The sequence below is a fragment of the Methylobacterium sp. 13MFTsu3.1M2 genome, from assembly GCF_900112625.1.
Lineage (GTDB): Bacteria > Pseudomonadota > Alphaproteobacteria > Rhizobiales > Beijerinckiaceae > Methylobacterium.
Map to the genome: position 1 here is coordinate 18247 of NZ_FOMM01000040.1, position 14485 is coordinate 32731.

Below are 14485 nucleotides of genomic sequence, written 5' to 3' on the forward strand. Positions count from 1 at the left end.
ATGGACCGCATCCCGATCCTCAAGCTCGGCGGCACGCTGATCGTCACCATCCAGGTCGACATGCACGACCGCCTCGCGCTGGCCCTGGAGGAGGATCTGACGGCGATGATCGCGCGCACCGGCGCGCGCGGCGTGCTCATCGAGATCTCGGCGCTGGAGATCGTCGATTCCTTCATCGGGCGCATGTTGGTGAGCATCGCGGCTGTCTCGCGCGTCCTCGACGCGGAAACGGTCCTGGCCGGTATGCGGCCGGCGGTCGCCATCACTTTGGTCGAGCTTGGCTTGGAGCTTACCGGCATCAGGACAGCCCTCAACGTCGAGCGCGGCATGGCCTTGTTGAAGGCGCGCTTGCCCGAGGACGGCGCGGGGCATTGGAGCGACCGTGACGGTCTCGAAGACTGAGACCATCCCCGTCCGGTCCGGTGACGACGTCGTCCGCGTGAGGCAACGCGTGCGTGCCCTCGCCATCGACATCGGCCTCGGGCTCGTCGATCAGACGAAGATCATCACCGCCGCGAGCGAGCTCGCGCGCAACACCCTCGATTACGGGGGTGGCGGTGAGGTCCGCGCGGAGAGCGTCCAGGCCGGGACGCGCAAGGGCCTGCGCCTGACCTTCGAGGACCAGGGCCCCGGCATCGCCGACATCGAGCAGGCGATGACTGACCACTACACCTCCGGCAAGGGCCTCGGCCTCGGCCTGGGCGGGGCCAAGCGCCTCTCGAACGAATTTCAGATCGAATCGAGCCCCGGCGTTGGAACTCGCGTCATGATCACCCGGTGGAAATGAACATGGACCGGGTCACCGTCACGGAAGCGAGCCAAGTGGCCGAGGCCCGACGACGCGCAGTGGCCGTCGCTCAGTCCATCGGCTTCGACGAGACCGCGGCTGGCCGCATCGCGCTCGTGGTGACCGAACTCGCCACCAACGTGGTCAAGTACGGCGTGCCGGGCGAGGTCTTGGTCGGCACCTACGAGGACGGGACAGGCTCGGGCGTCGAGATCCTCGTGCTCGACAAGGGCGAAGGGTTCTCGAATCTCGGTCTGGCCCTGACGGACGGACACTCCACTGGCGGCAGCGCGGGCGAGGGCCTTGGCGCGGTGCGCCGCATCTCCGACGCTTTCGACATCGTGTCCCGCCCCGAGCTGGGCACGGCGGTGTTGGCGCGCCTTTCAATCGACAGGAAGGCCGTTTCGGACGCCGTGCCGGGCTATGGGGCGGTGGCGGTCCCCCTGAAGGGTGAGACCGCCAACGGCGACGCCTACGCCGTGCGCGAGCGCGCCGACGGCTGGACCGCCGTGGTGTCGGACGGCCTCGGCCACGGGCCGGAGGCCGCCAAGGCTTCCGAAGAAGCGCTGAAGCTGTTCCGGAGACATCAGGACAAGCCGCCCGCCGCGATTCTGTCCGCCATCCATGCAGGCCTGTCGCACACGCGAGGGGGTGCGATCTCCGTCGCGCGGTATGAGCGGAACCGGGGCACTCTCGCGTTTGCCGGCATCGGCAACGTGCTGGGTGCGGTCGTCTCCGGCACCGTGACCAAGCGGACGGTCAGCCTCGCCGGGACGGCAGGGCACGCGGCTCGGCGCATCCAGGAGTTCGAGTACCCCATGCGGCCGGACGACCTGTTCGTGCTGTGCTCAGACGGGATCGCCACGGCTTGGTCGCTGGACGCCCATCCCGGCATCGCCGCCGCCCATCCGACGCTCGTGGCCGGGGTGATCTATCGCGACTTCGCCAGGGCCCGGGACGATGCCACCGTGCTCGTCGTGCGGGATGGGACGCGATGAGGTGGCCGCTCCTCACCAGTGCTATCCAGCACGAGGACGATATCGCGACGGTGCGCCAGCGCGTGCGCCGGCTGGCCGAGCGCCTGGGCTTCGAGATCCAGGACCAGACCCGCATCGCCACGGCAGTGTCCGAGATCGCGCGCAACGCCTACGGCTACGCCGGTGGCGGTCGCATCGAGTACGGCCTCGATCAGCTCGATCGGGACAGAGGCGAGCAGTTCCTGGTCATCAGGGTGAGCGACAAGGGACCGGGCATCGCCGATCTCGACGCCATCCTCGAAGGGCGCTTCCGCTCGACGACGGGCCTCGGCATCGGCATCACCGGTTCACGGCGGCTGATGGACCGCTTCGAGGTCGACACGGTGGCCGGCAACGGCACTGTCGTGACGTTCGGGAAGCGGCTTCCATCCGGGACCGGACGTTTTACGGGACCGAGGCTCGCGACCCTAGCCGAGTATGTCGCCCGGGCCAGGACTGAGGAACCGCTGGTCGCCTTGCGCGAGCAGAACCGGGAGCTTCTGCGCAGCCTCGCCGCGCTGGCCGAACGTGAGGAGGAAACCAAACGCCTGAACCAGGAACTCTCCGAGACGAACCGGGGCGTGGTCGCGCTCCACGCGGAGTTGGAGTCACAAGCCGTGCTCCTGCGCGAGGCGGGCGTTCTCCTGGAAAGCCAAGTGGCTGCCCGCACAGCCGAACTTGCTGAGGCAAACGCTCGGCTCCTGGCCGAGGCGGTCGAGCGCGAGCGGATGGAGCAGGACCTGCGGCAATCCCAGAAGCTCGAAGCGGTCGGGCAATTGACTGGCGGCGTCGCGCACGACTTCAACAACCTGCTGACCATCATCCGCTCGTCCGTCGACTTCCTCCGCCGCCCGGATTTGCCGGAAGACCGGCGCAAGCGGTACATGGACGCCGTCTCCGACACCGTCGACCGCGCCGCCAAGCTGACCGGACAGCTCCTGGCCTTCGCACGTCGCCAGTCCCTGAAGCCTGAGGTGTTCGAGGTCGGTGAACGCCTGCGCGGCGTGGCCGAGATGCTCGACACCATCACCGGCACGCGCATCCAAGTCAGGGTCGAGATGTCGGACAGACCCGCCCTGGTACGCGCCGACCTCAACCAGTTCGAGACGGCCCTGGTGAACATCGCCGTCAACGCCCGCGACGCCATGGACGGCAGCGGCACGCTGACGATGCGGGTGGCGGCCGGGCGGGCCATGCCGATGATCCGGGGGCATGCCGGCTCACGGGGGCCGTTCGTGGCGGTCTCGCTCGCCGACACCGGCTCGGGCATCCCCCCGGAGGTACTCGGGCGCATATTCGAACCGTTCTTTACGACCAAGGACGTCGGGCGCGGCACGGGTCTCGGACTCTCCCAAGTGTTCGGGTTTACCAAGCAGTCCGGCGGCGACGTGGATGTGACAAGCGAGAGCGGCCAGGGGACGGTCTTCACCCTCTACTTGCCCGAAGTCTCGTCCGAGACAGCCGAAGCCCCTGTCTCCGACCCCGACGCCGCTCTGTCGCCGGTCGGTCTCGGTCAGCGCATCCTGCTCGTGGAAGATAACCTGGAGGTCGGAGGCTTCTGCACCCAGATCTTGGAGGATCTCGGATACGCACCCGAGTGGGTCGTCAACGCGGAAGAGGCGCTCGAGCGTCTCGGGACGGACGGTGCAGGCTTTCAGGCCGTCTTCTCCGACGTCGTCATGCCAGGTATGGGCGGGATTGAGCTCGCCAGAGCGTTGCGCATGCGCATTCCGACCCTGCCGGTGATCCTGGCCTCGGGCTACAGCCATGTCCTGGCCCAGGAGGACAGCCACGGCTTCGAGTTAATCCACAAGCCCTATTCGGCCGCGCAGGTTGGCCGGGTTTTGCGTCGGATCATCGGCGCCTCGCCTCACAACTGCTGATGCTCATCCACCGGTGACGCGCTATCCGCAGTCGGCCATGGCCAACTTCCCACTCATGGTCTCGACCAGATTGCGCACGTTCACGTGGCTTCCGAACCCGCGACGTCTCGACTGCTGAAGAAGCGTCTGCTTCCGCGATGCGCTGGGGTGAGGCTGTACGGCGGGAATGGGCGCATTGCTGCTGGGCTGGTCTCGAAGCCCCTCGACGCAGAAGCCGAGGGGCCGAACGCTCAAATCTCAGTTCCCTCGGCTAGGGTCAAAGCATCTTCGACGTCGACGCCGAGGTACCTGACCGTGCTCTCGATCTTGGTATGGCCGAGCAGGATCTGGACGGCACGCAGGTTGCCGGTCCGCTTGTAGATTAACGACGCCTTCGTGCGTCGGAGGGAATGGGTGCCATAGTCCTCGCTGCGCAGCCCGATGCCTGTGACCCACTCATCGACCAGGCGCGCATACTGCCGGGTGCTGATATGCGTGACGCCGTCGAGCCGGCTCGGGAAGGCATAGTCGTCGAGCGTTCCACCCCTGGCCTCCAGCCATGCGAGGATGCTGGTACGGGCGGGTTCGAGCAGTTCGAACTGCACTGGTCGGCCGGTCTTGCGCTGGATGACGATGGCGCGGCTCCGGACGCGACCACCGCTGACGAGGTCGCCGATCTTGAGCTTTACGATGTCGCAGCCACGAAGTTTGCTGTCGATGGCGAGGTCGAACAGCGCCCGGTCGCGTGTCCGCCGTTCGCGGTCGAGCCAGAACCGGATGGCCCAGACTTGTTGAGGTTTGAGGGCTCGCTTGGCGCCGAGCTTGCGGCCAGCGTTCCAAGCCGGCCGCCCTTTCGTAGCCGGATCGTGTGCTGAATGTCCCATCATCTGTCTCCTCGCCGGCCCATGCCGACGCGGGAAGGAGACACCCGAACCGAGGCTCTGAAGATGGGGGCATATGCGGACGTTCCGTTGGCGACCCAACCCAGCCACTTAGAGCGCGGGGAGCCCTTCCCATAAGCGGTCATAACCTCGGCCGACTGACAGCTTCGGCTCGGGGTAGCAATCGGAGCTTAGTCTGCCGCCAGATAGCTGACGTTCTACCTTCGACCTTGATCGGCGACAGGATTCGCTCTCTCCTGTACCCCAAAGGCGGGTAAGCCCTGCAATGCCGTAGCAACCTACGACGCGCTGGCGCAGTCTACTGTGTCTGCGTCACGCCAGTGCGTGTGGGCCACCGAGGTCGCAGGCGCGGCGTGCAAACCGGTCGGTCATTCCTGCTCGATCAGGTCCGTGAAGTTGGCGACGATCCCGGGCATGCGGCTGCCCTTGCGGGTCGCGGCCATCAGCCGGACCCGGTAGCGGGCGCCGTCAGCCCCCTCGATCGTCCGCTCGGAGGGCCGGTTCGCCGCCAACACCGTCGGGATCTCGTCCAACATCCAAGCTAGAGGAATCGGCGCAGAGAAGTTGCGCAGGGAGCGCCCTACATCACTCGGTTGTAGGCCGAAAATCTGCGCCGCCGCGTTGGTGAACATGCGGATGTGGAGATCCGGAGTCAGAAGCACGCTCGCGACGTTCATGCCCTCAAACAACGTGGCCTGATCTTCGATTAACTGATCTATGGCCTCAATCTTGCATGTCAGTTCGGAATTAACCGTCTGAAGTTCCTCGTTCAGAGACTGTGTCTCCTCCTTCGACGCCTCCAGCTCCTCGTTGGCGGCCTGCATCTCCTCGTTGACCGAGTACAGCTCCTCGTTCGACGATTTGAGTTCCTCGAGGGAGGTCTCGTATTCCTCGATCACAGCCTGGAGCCGTTCCCGCGTCACACTCAATTCACGCTCAAGGCCCTGCAGCGCTGTGTCCCGCTCGTTCGCCTCCAGCGCCTGCTGGCGCTCCTTCTCGATGGGGGCAGCGGCCTCGTTGAAAACGACCAAGAAAAGCGGCTCGATCGCGCCGGGCGTGTTCAGCGGCTTGACCACCAGGGAGATCGACTGGAGACGGCCGTCCGGCAGTTCGACGCCGATGCCGCCACGCGAGACCAGGGTGTTGCCCTCGATCGCCTCGCGCAGGGCTGTCCGGAGATCCAGGCGCAAGCCTTTGCGCGCCATCGCGGCTAGTTCCCGGGTTGGCTGGCCAGGCACGACTTCCAGGTGATCGCCGATCCGCGACGAGTAGTGCACGGCCTCGCCCGTCCGCGTCACAACCGCGTGCGGCGGTGTGAACTCGGACAGCATCTGCGTCTCGACTGCGTGCCGCAGAGCAGCATGCGTAGTCACGTGGCGCCGGTGCGGCTGGCCGGTATTCGTGAAGGTCGGCGTATCCGGCCCTGACATCGGCGGCAGCCGCGCCGGCGGGATCGCGTCGCGAGCCTGGAAGATGCGGTTCCGCTTGTCGATCGTTTCAAACAGATCCTCGAACCGCGTGACATTCTCGGCCATCCCGATGAACAGGTAGCCGCGCGGCCGCAGGGCATAGTGCAGCACCGGCATCAGCTGCTGCTGGGCCTCGACGCCGAGGTAGATCATCAGGTTGCGGCAGGAGATGAGATCGAGGCGCGAGAACGGCGGGTCGCGCAGCACGCTGTGCGGGGCGAACGTGCACAGGTCACGCACGGACTTCGCGACCACCGCGCTGTCGCCCTCGACAACGAAGTACTGCGCGATCCGCTCGGGAGAGACAGCATCAAGGTAAGCCCTCGGGTAGCGGCCGGTCCGGGCTACCGCGAGCGAACGCTCGTCGATGTCCGTGGCGAAGATCTGCACCCGCGGTGGATCCGCCATGGTGAGCATGTTCTCGCGCAGGAGGATGGCCAGGGAGTAGACCTCTTCGCCGGTCGAGCAGGCCGGTACCCAGATCCGCACGACATCGGTCGCCGCGCGTGCGTCGAGCAGCTTCGGGATGACCTGGGTGGCCAGGGACTCGAAGGCGGCGGTGTCGCGGAAGAAGTTCGTCACGCCGATCAGGAGGTCCCGGAACAGCACCCCGACCTCGGCCGGGTCGGCACGCAGCAGCTTGAGGTAGCCGTTCGGCCCGGCCGCGCCGACGATGCCGATGCGGCGCTGAAGGCGGCGCACGAAGGTGCTGGGCTTGTAGCCCGAGAAGTCGTGGCCGACCTGGCGGCGGAGGATGGCGAAGATCTCGGTGAGCAGCTCGGCGTCGAGCCCCCGCGCGTCCGCGTCGCCCTGGGTGGCCAGCGCGTCCGGCGCGGCGGCGAGGTGCGCGGCGGCGTGCGCGGCGATCCGCTCGCCCATCCGGTCGGCCATCTCGCCGAAATCGACGAAGCCGGTCCGGAGTGAACTGAGCGGCATGTCCGCGGTCTCGGGGCCGTAACCATCCGCGGTCTGAGCCAGGGTCAGGCCACCGTGCTCCTTGATCGCCTTGACGCCGATGGCACCGTCGCCGTCGCCGCCGGACAGGATCACGCCGACCGCACGCTCGCCCTGGTCTAGGGCCAGGGCGGTCAGGAAAAGGTCGATCGGCTTGGTCTCGCGGCCCGCTGGCTCCAGCGGCGTCAAAGTCAGCCGGCCGCCCGCGATGCCCATGACGAAACCGGCAGGCATGACGTAGACGTGGCCCGGCCGGACCGGCACACCGTCGGTGGCGGCTTCGACCTCGAGCGACGTGAACTGGGCCAGCACGTTCGGGAGCTGGCTTTTATGTCCCCGGCTGAGATGCGTCACGACCACGAAGGCGGCCCTGAGCGTCTCGGGCACCCCTCGGAAGAAGCTCCGCATCGCCTCGATGCCGCCTGCGGACGCGCCGATGCCGACAACTGGAAAGTGGTCCTGGTCCATCACCCCGTTCTGAGCCCCCGGATCGATGCCACCCCGTTCGTCGGGTTTCAGCATCCTGCGTTCTCACCCGTTGTCGAGGCCAACCGCGCGGATCAGTCGTCCCGCGTGGCCTCCTGCACGACGTAGGCTAGGCAGCGGGCCCGCGCTTCGGGACTCTTCAGCCGCGCGAACAGGCGCAGCAACGTCACAACGTGAGCCGGATCACCCATTGCCATCACCGCATTTGCGACGTTGGGGGCCTCATCCGGTTTGTCTGCGAGGAAAGCCGCGACGGGAACGCCCAGGGCCTGCGCAATGCGGTCCAGTGCGTCAGTGTCACAGCCGGCCTGCGGATCGTCGCCGTTCATCTGGCACCTCCACTGGCGCTTGCGGGCCGTCGATCAATGCGTTGCGAGCCCGACCGCCTTTGGTCCAAACGCTCTCGCGATGCGACAACCGACATGATGGAGCACCTGACCGAGGAGGTTGCGGGTCAGTACGTCGGGCTCATCTTTCGCGGCCTCGTAGGCGTCGATGAGGCACTCCACGAGATACTGCGAGGGCGCAACGTCGTCGCTGAGCGTCGCTGAGCCAGCCATGGAGTTCGACTGAACCCGTGAGCGCCGGACGAGCTCACGCGATGCATCCAGCGTCCGCCTTGTTTCCTCGGCCGCCGCACGCAATTCGCGGGCAACCTCAAGGCTCCGATCTGCTAGATGGAGGCGGTCATTCATAGGCGTTCCAAACTTCGCAGCACGCCGAAGCGTCGATCAACTTTGGGCTTGACGGGCGATCATGCTCTCAATTTCTAGATGCGGCAAACTTGTGTAAACCGCGGCTCGGTCATCCGACACCTTCCCCGCTCAGCATGAGCGTATCAGAGGTGTCCGCGATGCCGAGGGAGGATCACTCTCGGCCAAGGGCGACGCGCTGGAGCGGTTGACCCGCATCGTCGATTTCGAGCTATTCCGGGACGACCTCGCCTGTGCCGTGCCCCGCTCAGACGGGTCGAAGGGCGGTCGCCCACCGTTCGATCTCGTCTTCATGTTCAAGGTGCTGATCCTCCAGGCCAGCCACTCGCTGTCGGACGAGCGCACGGAGTTCCTGATCAAGGACCGGCTGTCGTTCATGCGCTTCCTCGGGCTCGGGTTGTCCGACTCGGTGCCCGACGCCAACACGATCTGGACGTTCCGCGAGGCGCTCACCCGGGCCGAGATTGCGGGGAAGCCGGCCATCGCAGTGCTGTTTTCAGCCTACGACACGGCCCTGCGGCACGCCGGTTTCCTAGCGATGGGTGGGCTGATCGTCGACGCGACCGTGGTGGCCGCACCCAAGCAGCGCAACACGGAAGCCGAGAGGGCGGATCTGAAGGCCGGCCGTGTGCCCGACGCCTGGAAGGCCAAGCCGGCCAGGCTCGCCCAGAAGGACCGCGACGCGCTGGACGATCAAATGGTCGAAGGCCAAGCCGGCTGAATATGGGTCGAAGCGGATCGACCTCGCGGTGCCGACCTTCGGCTACAAGAACCACGTCGGCATCGATCGCCGCCATGGGCTAATCCGAACCTGGACCGCTACCGACGCGGCCCGCCACGACGGGGCGCAGCTGCCCAGTCTCCTCTCGAAGGCCAATACCGCCAGCGACGTCTGGGCCGATACGGCCTACCGCTCGAAGGCCAACGAGGCACACTTGGCGGGCAACGGCTTTCGCTCCCGCATCCATCGCAAGAAGCCGCCGGGCAAGCCGATGGCGAGGAACATCGCCCGGGCCAACGGCGAAAAGTCGAAGGTCCGCGTCGCCATCGAGCACGTCTTCGCTCGGCAGAAGGGGCCGATGGGCTCGTGGTGCGCACGGTTGGCTTGGCGAGAGCCCGGATGAAGATCGGACTGGCCAATCTGATCTACAACATGAATCGGGCGGTCTGGCTCAACGGATCCCGGACGAAGACCGCCTGAGGGCCGGGATCGAGGGCTTTTTGCCCCGACCGGGACCAGCGTGAGGATAGCATCGGATCGCCAAAGCGCTCGGCATTTCGCTGATCCCACCAAGAGACCGCCCTCATCGAGGTAATTGGAGGTGCCCATCTTTAGGGCGCCCGATAGCGCGCGTGAGCCCTCTTAGAAATTGCCTTCAGTGGCGGCGATTGGCGCAGATCCATGACTCCCTCCGTCAGCCGGAGCCTGTGTGAAATATTTAATCCGTTCTGACCCTTCAAAAATCCCTTGCTCGCGCCGGCAGTTGGCCGTCAGCGGGACAGCGACAGAGCATTCGATCTACAGCGCCTCGCGATAAAACTCGTCGACGCGTTCAAGGTCTTTTTTGATGAGCGCCGAACTGCTTCTCGAACCAGTTGCGAGATCAGTTAGCATCACATCATGGTAGCCCTTGCGGATATACTCGCGAGCTTCTTCGTACGCTGACTGGGTCGTGTTATGTTTTGTGATTACTGCGCCTGTTCTGTTTGTATATGAGACCGTGAAACGTATCAAAGCCATTCTCCTGATGAAGATAAGACAAGAAGCCCACCGCGGCGTTAGGCCGGGTGGGCTGTGATGGGTCGGTACTTAGGTAATAGGAAGACACGCGAGCGGGCGATCGGTTCCGAAGGCCACAATCCGACTTCGCCATTTAGGCCCGTATTTCTGCACGATGTCGCGAAATAGGACGCCGCTAGTATTGGTGCGATGCGTTCGCTGGCAGCTATCCTGCCGGGCCGCGCTCTGCTGAGGTGCGGGCACGTTGATGCTTTCAGACCCAATAGAGCAGTCAGCGGCCCATCGTCAATCTGAGGCTGGCTATGGCTTTACAAAAAATCTCATGAGTCTCGGTAGTCGCAATATGATCGCCTAGATACCATATTTATAATGTCAGGCAATAAAAGGTGTTTTGCAATGCCCCGCATGTCGCTCAATGCTCGCGGACAATTGGTGGCGCCGAGTTCTAAGAAGGGATCATCGCAAGTAAATGACAATAATATCTGTGACGAAATAGAGTTAAGACGAGCGAATTTTGGAGAGCGAACCATGAGTTTCAGATAATCGAAGTTGACGCGAGATATGAACCTCAAGGAAAGCAATTTTGTTGGGAAGGTAAGCTCACCCGCAACTCTCCGCGCGTCAAAAGGAGGAACGTCATGCTGAGTCCGGTTGACGCCTTAAAAGAGCTGCGCGACCAGATGGTGATGAACCGCCGAAAAATCGTGGATCAGCAGGAAAGCATCAAAAATGTGCAGGCCGAAATCGAAGCTATAGATCGGGCCATTGCGGACGAGGAGTCTATCAGCAGGAAGGCCGGCTCCAAAGCTACATAACCATTGCGGGGTGCGGCCGGATGCGCAAGCTGCTCCACCTCCGCCATCTGCCGCCTATGGCTCTGCACGACCTCGCGGAAGAGGTTGCCGGAAGCTGCGAATGAGCTATCCCAAAGCGATGCGCCACGCTCTCGCCGTCCTCGTTTTACTCTCCGGTCCGGTTCTGGCGGCGGAGCCGATCGTAGGCCGTGCTTCCGTCACGGACGGTGACACGGTGGTGATCCGCAGCACTCGGGTCCGCCTGCACGGCATCGACGCGCCGGAGAGTGCTCAGCTTTGTCAGGACGCTGCCGGCAAGTCCTACCGGTGCGGGCAAGTGGCGGCGCTCGCCCTGGCTCGCCAGATCGGCGAGGCGATTATCTCCTGTGAGCCGCGCGATACTGATCGGTATGGCCGAACCGTTGCGATATGCCGGAAAGGCGACGAAGACCTGAACGCCTGGATGGCGAGCCAGGGCTACGCCACGGCCTACCAGCGTTACTCCCGCGACTACGTCGGGGTCGAGACCACCGCGAGGGCGCTGAAGCGCGGCCTTTGGGCCGGCACCTTCGATCCACCGTCGGACTGGAGGCGCGCCAAGCGCGCCGGCGGCGTGGAGACCCGGCCGGAGATGGAGAAACTCCCGGCCGCTGCTCCGGCGCCCACACAGACCGCCTGTGCGATCAAGGGCAACATCTCGCGCAAGGGCGACAAGATCTACCACCTGCCCGGGACGAGGGATTACGACCGGACCGTGATCACCACGGGCTCCGGCGAGCGCATGTTCTGCAGCGAGGACGAGGCGAAGGCGGCCGGATGGCGAGGTGCGCGCGGCTAACCGCGTATTGTCCGCTCGGCCCCGCCCCGATCTGCTCACTGGGCGGGGAGCGTCCGATCTCACCAGCCTTGAACCGGGGTGGCCTACTGATCTGTGATGTCGATGGTAGCCCGCGCCCGCATCACGAGCTTGCCGTCTTCGTCGTAGGCTCGGGCGCTGCACTCTTTCGACCCGTCGATCGCGCATTCGTCGTGGAGGATCGCCGTCAGTGTCCTCCCCAGCAGGGCGCGTAATGCCCCGCGGCCGGATAGCTCGACGCCCTCGTCGTCCTCGACTTCGTGGCCGTTGGTGGTGCTGATGAAGTAGCGTGACACTCACGCCTCCGTGGTCTGATCCCCCACGCGGCAAACCTGGAGTATCGAGAACGGTTCGACGTGCGGAGACGATACGCACAGCCGCCTGGGTTCACGATGACCGACGGTAGGCCGCAGCCAATGCCACGGAAAGCTCCGTCCGCAGGCCACCATCGCCTATGAACCTTCGTGGCCGACGTAGCTTTCGGTGAAGGCTTTGGTCAGAGCCGCGAGCATGCCCTGTACCTCGAGGACCTGGATCCGTTGGCCTCGTGCGGCCGCCCACAGGTCTTCTCGCTGATCAGGATCGTTCGTACACGCCGCACACCGGACTACTTCGTCGGCCAGCTGGTTAAGCGAAGTCGCGCAGATCGACAAAGCGACGATTAGGTCGGTCACAGCGTCAGATGCGGGAGCCAGACGTCTCTCGCTGTCGTCGTTCGCCCTGGAAAAGTCATGCGGTTCCACGTCCAAGCCTCCGAAATTTCGCCAGCTCGAAGCATGCCGCTTAGTCGGTTGTGTACAACCTATATCAATTGCGCGCAATTTTGACTGTAGGCTCGATCGCCGCGGCGCGTGTCGAGATGAGCCGAGAAGCCTGCATCAGCGCTCGGCCCACGAAAAAGCCCGCCGCGGCGAACCGGGCGGGCTTCTCACCAGAGGCCGTAGTGTCAACGCGGCACCCCCGGCTTGGCGTCGGCTGTTGAGACGGACGCCCGAGGAGATGGTGGCGGCCAAAGGGTGAATGAACAACCCCCACGCCGAGCTGCCTCACTCGGCCGCAACAGCAGCCTTCTTCGGCTTGCGGGGGCGCGTGGCCTTCTCGGCCGGTGCAGACGCCGACTCGACCACCTTCTTCCGGCCTCGGGCCTTGGGCGCCTCGGTGATCGTCTCTGCGACCTCCGCCACCTTGGGGGCTGCGTTCCGGCGCAGGTTGCCGAGGTCAGTGTTCTTTGCCAGGGCCAAGCGCATCTCGAAGTAGCTCGGGGCGGTCATCGGGTAGTCGACCGGCAGGCCCCACTTCGCCCGGTACTCGTCCGGGGTGAGGCCCACTCCCCTCAGATGCCGTTTCAGGGTCTTGTACAGTCGGCCGTCTTCGAAGCTGATCAGCGCGTCGTGCATGATCGACTTCCGGATCTGGCTCGGAGTGGCACGGTCGACCTTAGACTCAGCCGGGGTAGCGGGGTTACTCAATCCACTGAGCGCGCCGTGGATCGCGGACAGAAGCGCCGGCATTTCGGATGTAGGCACAGAGTTTTTCGAGACGGAAGCGGACACGATATCGGCCGTGAGCTCGATTAGGTTGCTCTGATCGGGAGCCAAGGTTGATGTAGCGTCGTCCAATGATGCCTCCTGCGAACTGGGCGGAGACCCACGCAGAAACACCGATGGCGTATCTACGAGATAATATCAGATAGCTTTGGATATTGACCGGTTCTAAGATCAGCTGCTTGGTTAAATCGACGCATCAAGGTGGATGCGGCACGACATGTCCGCCTCATTCAAGAGGCTGAAGTTCTGTCACAGCATTTTAGGCCGTGACTGCCCGCGGTGCGGCTTCGCTGATCTAAGAGGTAGGCCAGCGCCGGCAGGGCGCGGGCAGCCGCAAACCATGAAACGAGAGAGCCTCGCGCGGGGGTACCGGCGAGGCTGAAGTCGGGAGGAGCTCGGGCGTCGCAAGCGGCGGCCCAGCGCACGAAAAAACCGCCGCGGCCCGAGCCGGGTGGTTTGAGAGGGTCTACGCTTGGGGATCGGTCTCCGCGCGAGAGACCGCGCAGTTCGGAGCGCTTGAAACGATGAAAGGCGCCCCGGCCGAAGCCAGGGCGCCATGTCGAGATAATGAGCGCTTGGTGCGCCGGTGTTGCAAAACTCAGCGCCGCGTCGGCGCTCTCGCATCCCGATCCAGCTCGACCAGCTTCTGGAGGTCGGTAGCTCCACCGTCGCTGCCCGGATGGTGGACGAGGCCCGGCAGTTCTTCGACCAGACCTTCTTCTCCGGCCAGACCGTGACACCTGAGCTGGCGAGCACCGGCACCGGCCTGGTAGCTCGGGCCGTGCAGCATTGTGGCATTCGCGACTGGATCGTAAGCGATGTTCCGGCCCCATCTTTTGTGGAGCAACCTGACCGGGCAGTTTGACGATCCGCACGAGAGGATCGTTTTGTGTCTGGACTTGACCGCAGACTTGAGCCGGAGGGGACGGTCCGGCGTTTCGAGGTGATCGACGGCGCGGTCGGCCGCAGGCGCTGGAGCGCCGACGACCGGGCGCGGATCCTGGAGGAGACGTTCGTTCCGGGCGCGGTGGTGTCGGTGGTGGCCCGCCGCCACGGGTTGACCCCGCAGCAGCTGTTCACGTGGCGGCGCGAGGCGCGCCAGACCGCGGCGCTGCCGGCTTTCGTGCCGGCGGTGACCGCACCCGAGCCCACGGCGGTGGATCCCGCCCGGGCGCAGCCGCCACGCCGGCGCATCAGACGATCCTCATCGCGCCGCCGCGCGGTGGGGATCGAGGTGGAGGCAGGCGGCATCACGGTGCGGATCGGCGACGGCGCCTCGCCCACTATCATCGCGGCGGTGATCGGTGCGCTGAAGGGCGGCGCGTGATCGGGCCGGCGGGCGCGGTCCGCGTCATGGT

Annotated in this window: 14 protein-coding genes and 1 pseudogene; 9 read left to right on the plus strand and 6 right to left on the minus strand. The window is 64.9% G+C overall.

What is annotated here, in order from left to right; translation table 11 throughout:
- From BM314_RS28035 to BM314_RS28050, 4 genes are read left to right on the plus strand one after another with little or no spacing between them, the layout of a single operon-like run.
- The gene (locus tag BM314_RS28035) at positions 1–402 is read left to right on the plus strand and encodes an STAS domain-containing protein (protein ID WP_091683084.1); all 402 of its coding nucleotides are present in this window, start codon (positions 1–3) and stop codon (positions 400–402) included.
- Positions 383–787 (plus strand): anti-sigma regulatory factor, encoded by a 405-nt coding sequence (locus BM314_RS28040; protein WP_091683085.1) that lies wholly within the window; start codon positions 383–385, stop codon positions 785–787. Before BM314_RS28035 ends, BM314_RS28040 begins: the two co-directional genes overlap by 20 nt.
- Positions 788–789: 2 nt before the next feature.
- Entirely contained in the window at positions 790–1785 is a 996-nt protein-coding gene (locus tag BM314_RS28045; RefSeq protein WP_091981794.1) for an ATP-binding protein, read from the plus strand.
- The gene (locus BM314_RS28050) at positions 1782–3686 is read left to right on the plus strand and encodes an ATP-binding protein (protein WP_091683089.1); all 1905 of its coding nucleotides are present in this window, start codon (positions 1782–1784) and stop codon (positions 3684–3686) included. Before BM314_RS28045 ends, BM314_RS28050 begins: the two co-directional genes overlap by 4 nt.
- 230 nt (positions 3687–3916) lie before the next feature.
- On the opposite strand, the gene BM314_RS28055 is transcribed toward BM314_RS28050, so the two are convergent.
- The 4 genes from BM314_RS28055 to BM314_RS30320 all read right to left on the minus strand — a co-directional run bounded on the left by BM314_RS28055 (position 3917) and on the right by BM314_RS30320 (position 8171).
- A complete protein-coding gene (locus tag BM314_RS28055; protein ID WP_091683115.1) occupies positions 3917–4549 on the minus strand; it encodes a tyrosine-type recombinase/integrase in 633 nt (210 codons plus the stop codon).
- 386 nt (positions 4550–4935) lie between these two features.
- Positions 4936–7512 (minus strand): CheR family methyltransferase, encoded by a 2577-nt coding sequence (locus tag BM314_RS28060; RefSeq protein WP_091683090.1) that lies wholly within the window; start codon positions 7510–7512, stop codon positions 4936–4938.
- A gap of 38 nt (positions 7513–7550) precedes the next feature.
- Positions 7551–7805, minus strand: a complete 255-nt coding sequence (locus BM314_RS28065) for a hypothetical protein (protein WP_091683092.1) — start codon at positions 7803–7805, stop codon at positions 7551–7553.
- A gap of 33 nt (positions 7806–7838) precedes the next feature.
- On the minus strand, positions 7839–8171 hold the full coding sequence (locus BM314_RS30320; protein WP_139215730.1) for a hypothetical protein: 333 nt from the start codon (positions 8169–8171) through the stop codon (positions 7839–7841).
- A gap of 142 nt (positions 8172–8313) precedes the next feature.
- On the opposite strand from BM314_RS30320, the pseudogene BM314_RS28070 reads away from it, so the two are divergent.
- The 3 genes and pseudogenes from BM314_RS28070 to BM314_RS28075 all read left to right on the plus strand — a co-directional run bounded on the left by BM314_RS28070 (position 8314) and on the right by BM314_RS28075 (position 11562).
- A pseudogene (locus BM314_RS28070) lies at positions 8314–9390 on the plus strand (IS5 family transposase).
- A gap of 1178 nt (positions 9391–10568) precedes the next feature.
- Positions 10569–10745 carry a hypothetical protein gene (locus BM314_RS30780; protein WP_170855255.1) on the plus strand — a complete coding sequence of 59 codons (177 nt, stop codon included), beginning with the start codon at positions 10569–10571 and terminating at the stop codon, positions 10743–10745.
- Between the two features lie 100 nt (positions 10746–10845).
- Entirely contained in the window at positions 10846–11562 is a 717-nt protein-coding gene (locus BM314_RS28075) for a thermonuclease family protein (protein ID WP_244540072.1), read from the plus strand.
- An 83-nt stretch (positions 11563–11645) separates the two neighbouring features.
- Here BM314_RS28075 and BM314_RS28080 read toward each other — a convergent pair whose 3' ends face one another.
- Both BM314_RS28080 and BM314_RS28085 read right to left on the minus strand, forming a co-directional pair.
- Positions 11646–11876, minus strand: coding sequence for a DUF6894 family protein (locus BM314_RS28080; protein WP_091683094.1), 231 nt, complete (start codon positions 11874–11876; stop codon positions 11646–11648).
- Positions 11877–12626: 750 nt separating this feature from the next.
- Positions 12627–13241, minus strand: a complete 615-nt coding sequence (locus tag BM314_RS28085; RefSeq protein WP_348272752.1) for a Ros/MucR family transcriptional regulator — start codon at positions 13239–13241, stop codon at positions 12627–12629.
- A 565-nt stretch (positions 13242–13806) separates the two neighbouring features.
- Here BM314_RS28085 and BM314_RS28090 point away from each other — a divergent pair.
- On the plus strand, positions 13807–13992 hold the full coding sequence (locus BM314_RS28090) for a hypothetical protein (protein WP_244540073.1): 186 nt from the start codon (positions 13807–13809) through the stop codon (positions 13990–13992).
- Positions 13993–14016: 24 nt separating this feature from the next.
- Positions 14017–14454, plus strand: coding sequence for an IS66-like element accessory protein TnpA (locus BM314_RS28095; protein WP_091981800.1), 438 nt, complete (start codon positions 14017–14019; stop codon positions 14452–14454).
- The last annotated feature ends 31 nt before the right edge of the window (positions 14455–14485 follow it).

What these genes read in the sequence shown, in the direction of transcription:
- BM314_RS28075 (WP_244540072.1), top strand. Translation starts at nt 10,846, where the DNA reads ATGAGCTATCCCAAAGCGATGCGCCACGCTCTCGCCGTCCTCGTTTTA.
- BM314_RS28035 (WP_091683084.1), top strand. Translation starts at nt 1, where the DNA reads ATGGACCGCATCCCGATCCTCAAGCTCGGCGGCACGCTGATCGTCACC.
- BM314_RS28060 (WP_091683090.1), bottom strand. Translation starts at nt 7,512, where the DNA reads ATGCTGAAACCCGACGAACGGGGTGGCATCGATCCGGGGGCTCAGAAC.
- BM314_RS28065 (WP_091683092.1), bottom strand. Translation starts at nt 7,805, where the DNA reads ATGAACGGCGACGATCCGCAGGCCGGCTGTGACACTGACGCACTGGAC.
- BM314_RS28055 (WP_091683115.1), bottom strand. Translation starts at nt 4,549, where the DNA reads ATGGGACATTCAGCACACGATCCGGCTACGAAAGGGCGGCCGGCTTGG.
- BM314_RS30780 (WP_170855255.1), top strand. Translation starts at nt 10,569, where the DNA reads ATGCTGAGTCCGGTTGACGCCTTAAAAGAGCTGCGCGACCAGATGGTG.
- BM314_RS30320 (WP_139215730.1), bottom strand. Translation starts at nt 8,171, where the DNA reads ATGAATGACCGCCTCCATCTAGCAGATCGGAGCCTTGAGGTTGCCCGC.
- BM314_RS28050 (WP_091683089.1), top strand. Translation starts at nt 1,782, where the DNA reads ATGAGGTGGCCGCTCCTCACCAGTGCTATCCAGCACGAGGACGATATC.
- BM314_RS28045 (WP_091981794.1), top strand. Translation starts at nt 790, where the DNA reads ATGGACCGGGTCACCGTCACGGAAGCGAGCCAAGTGGCCGAGGCCCGA.
- BM314_RS28090 (WP_244540073.1), top strand. Translation starts at nt 13,807, where the DNA reads ATGGTGGACGAGGCCCGGCAGTTCTTCGACCAGACCTTCTTCTCCGGC.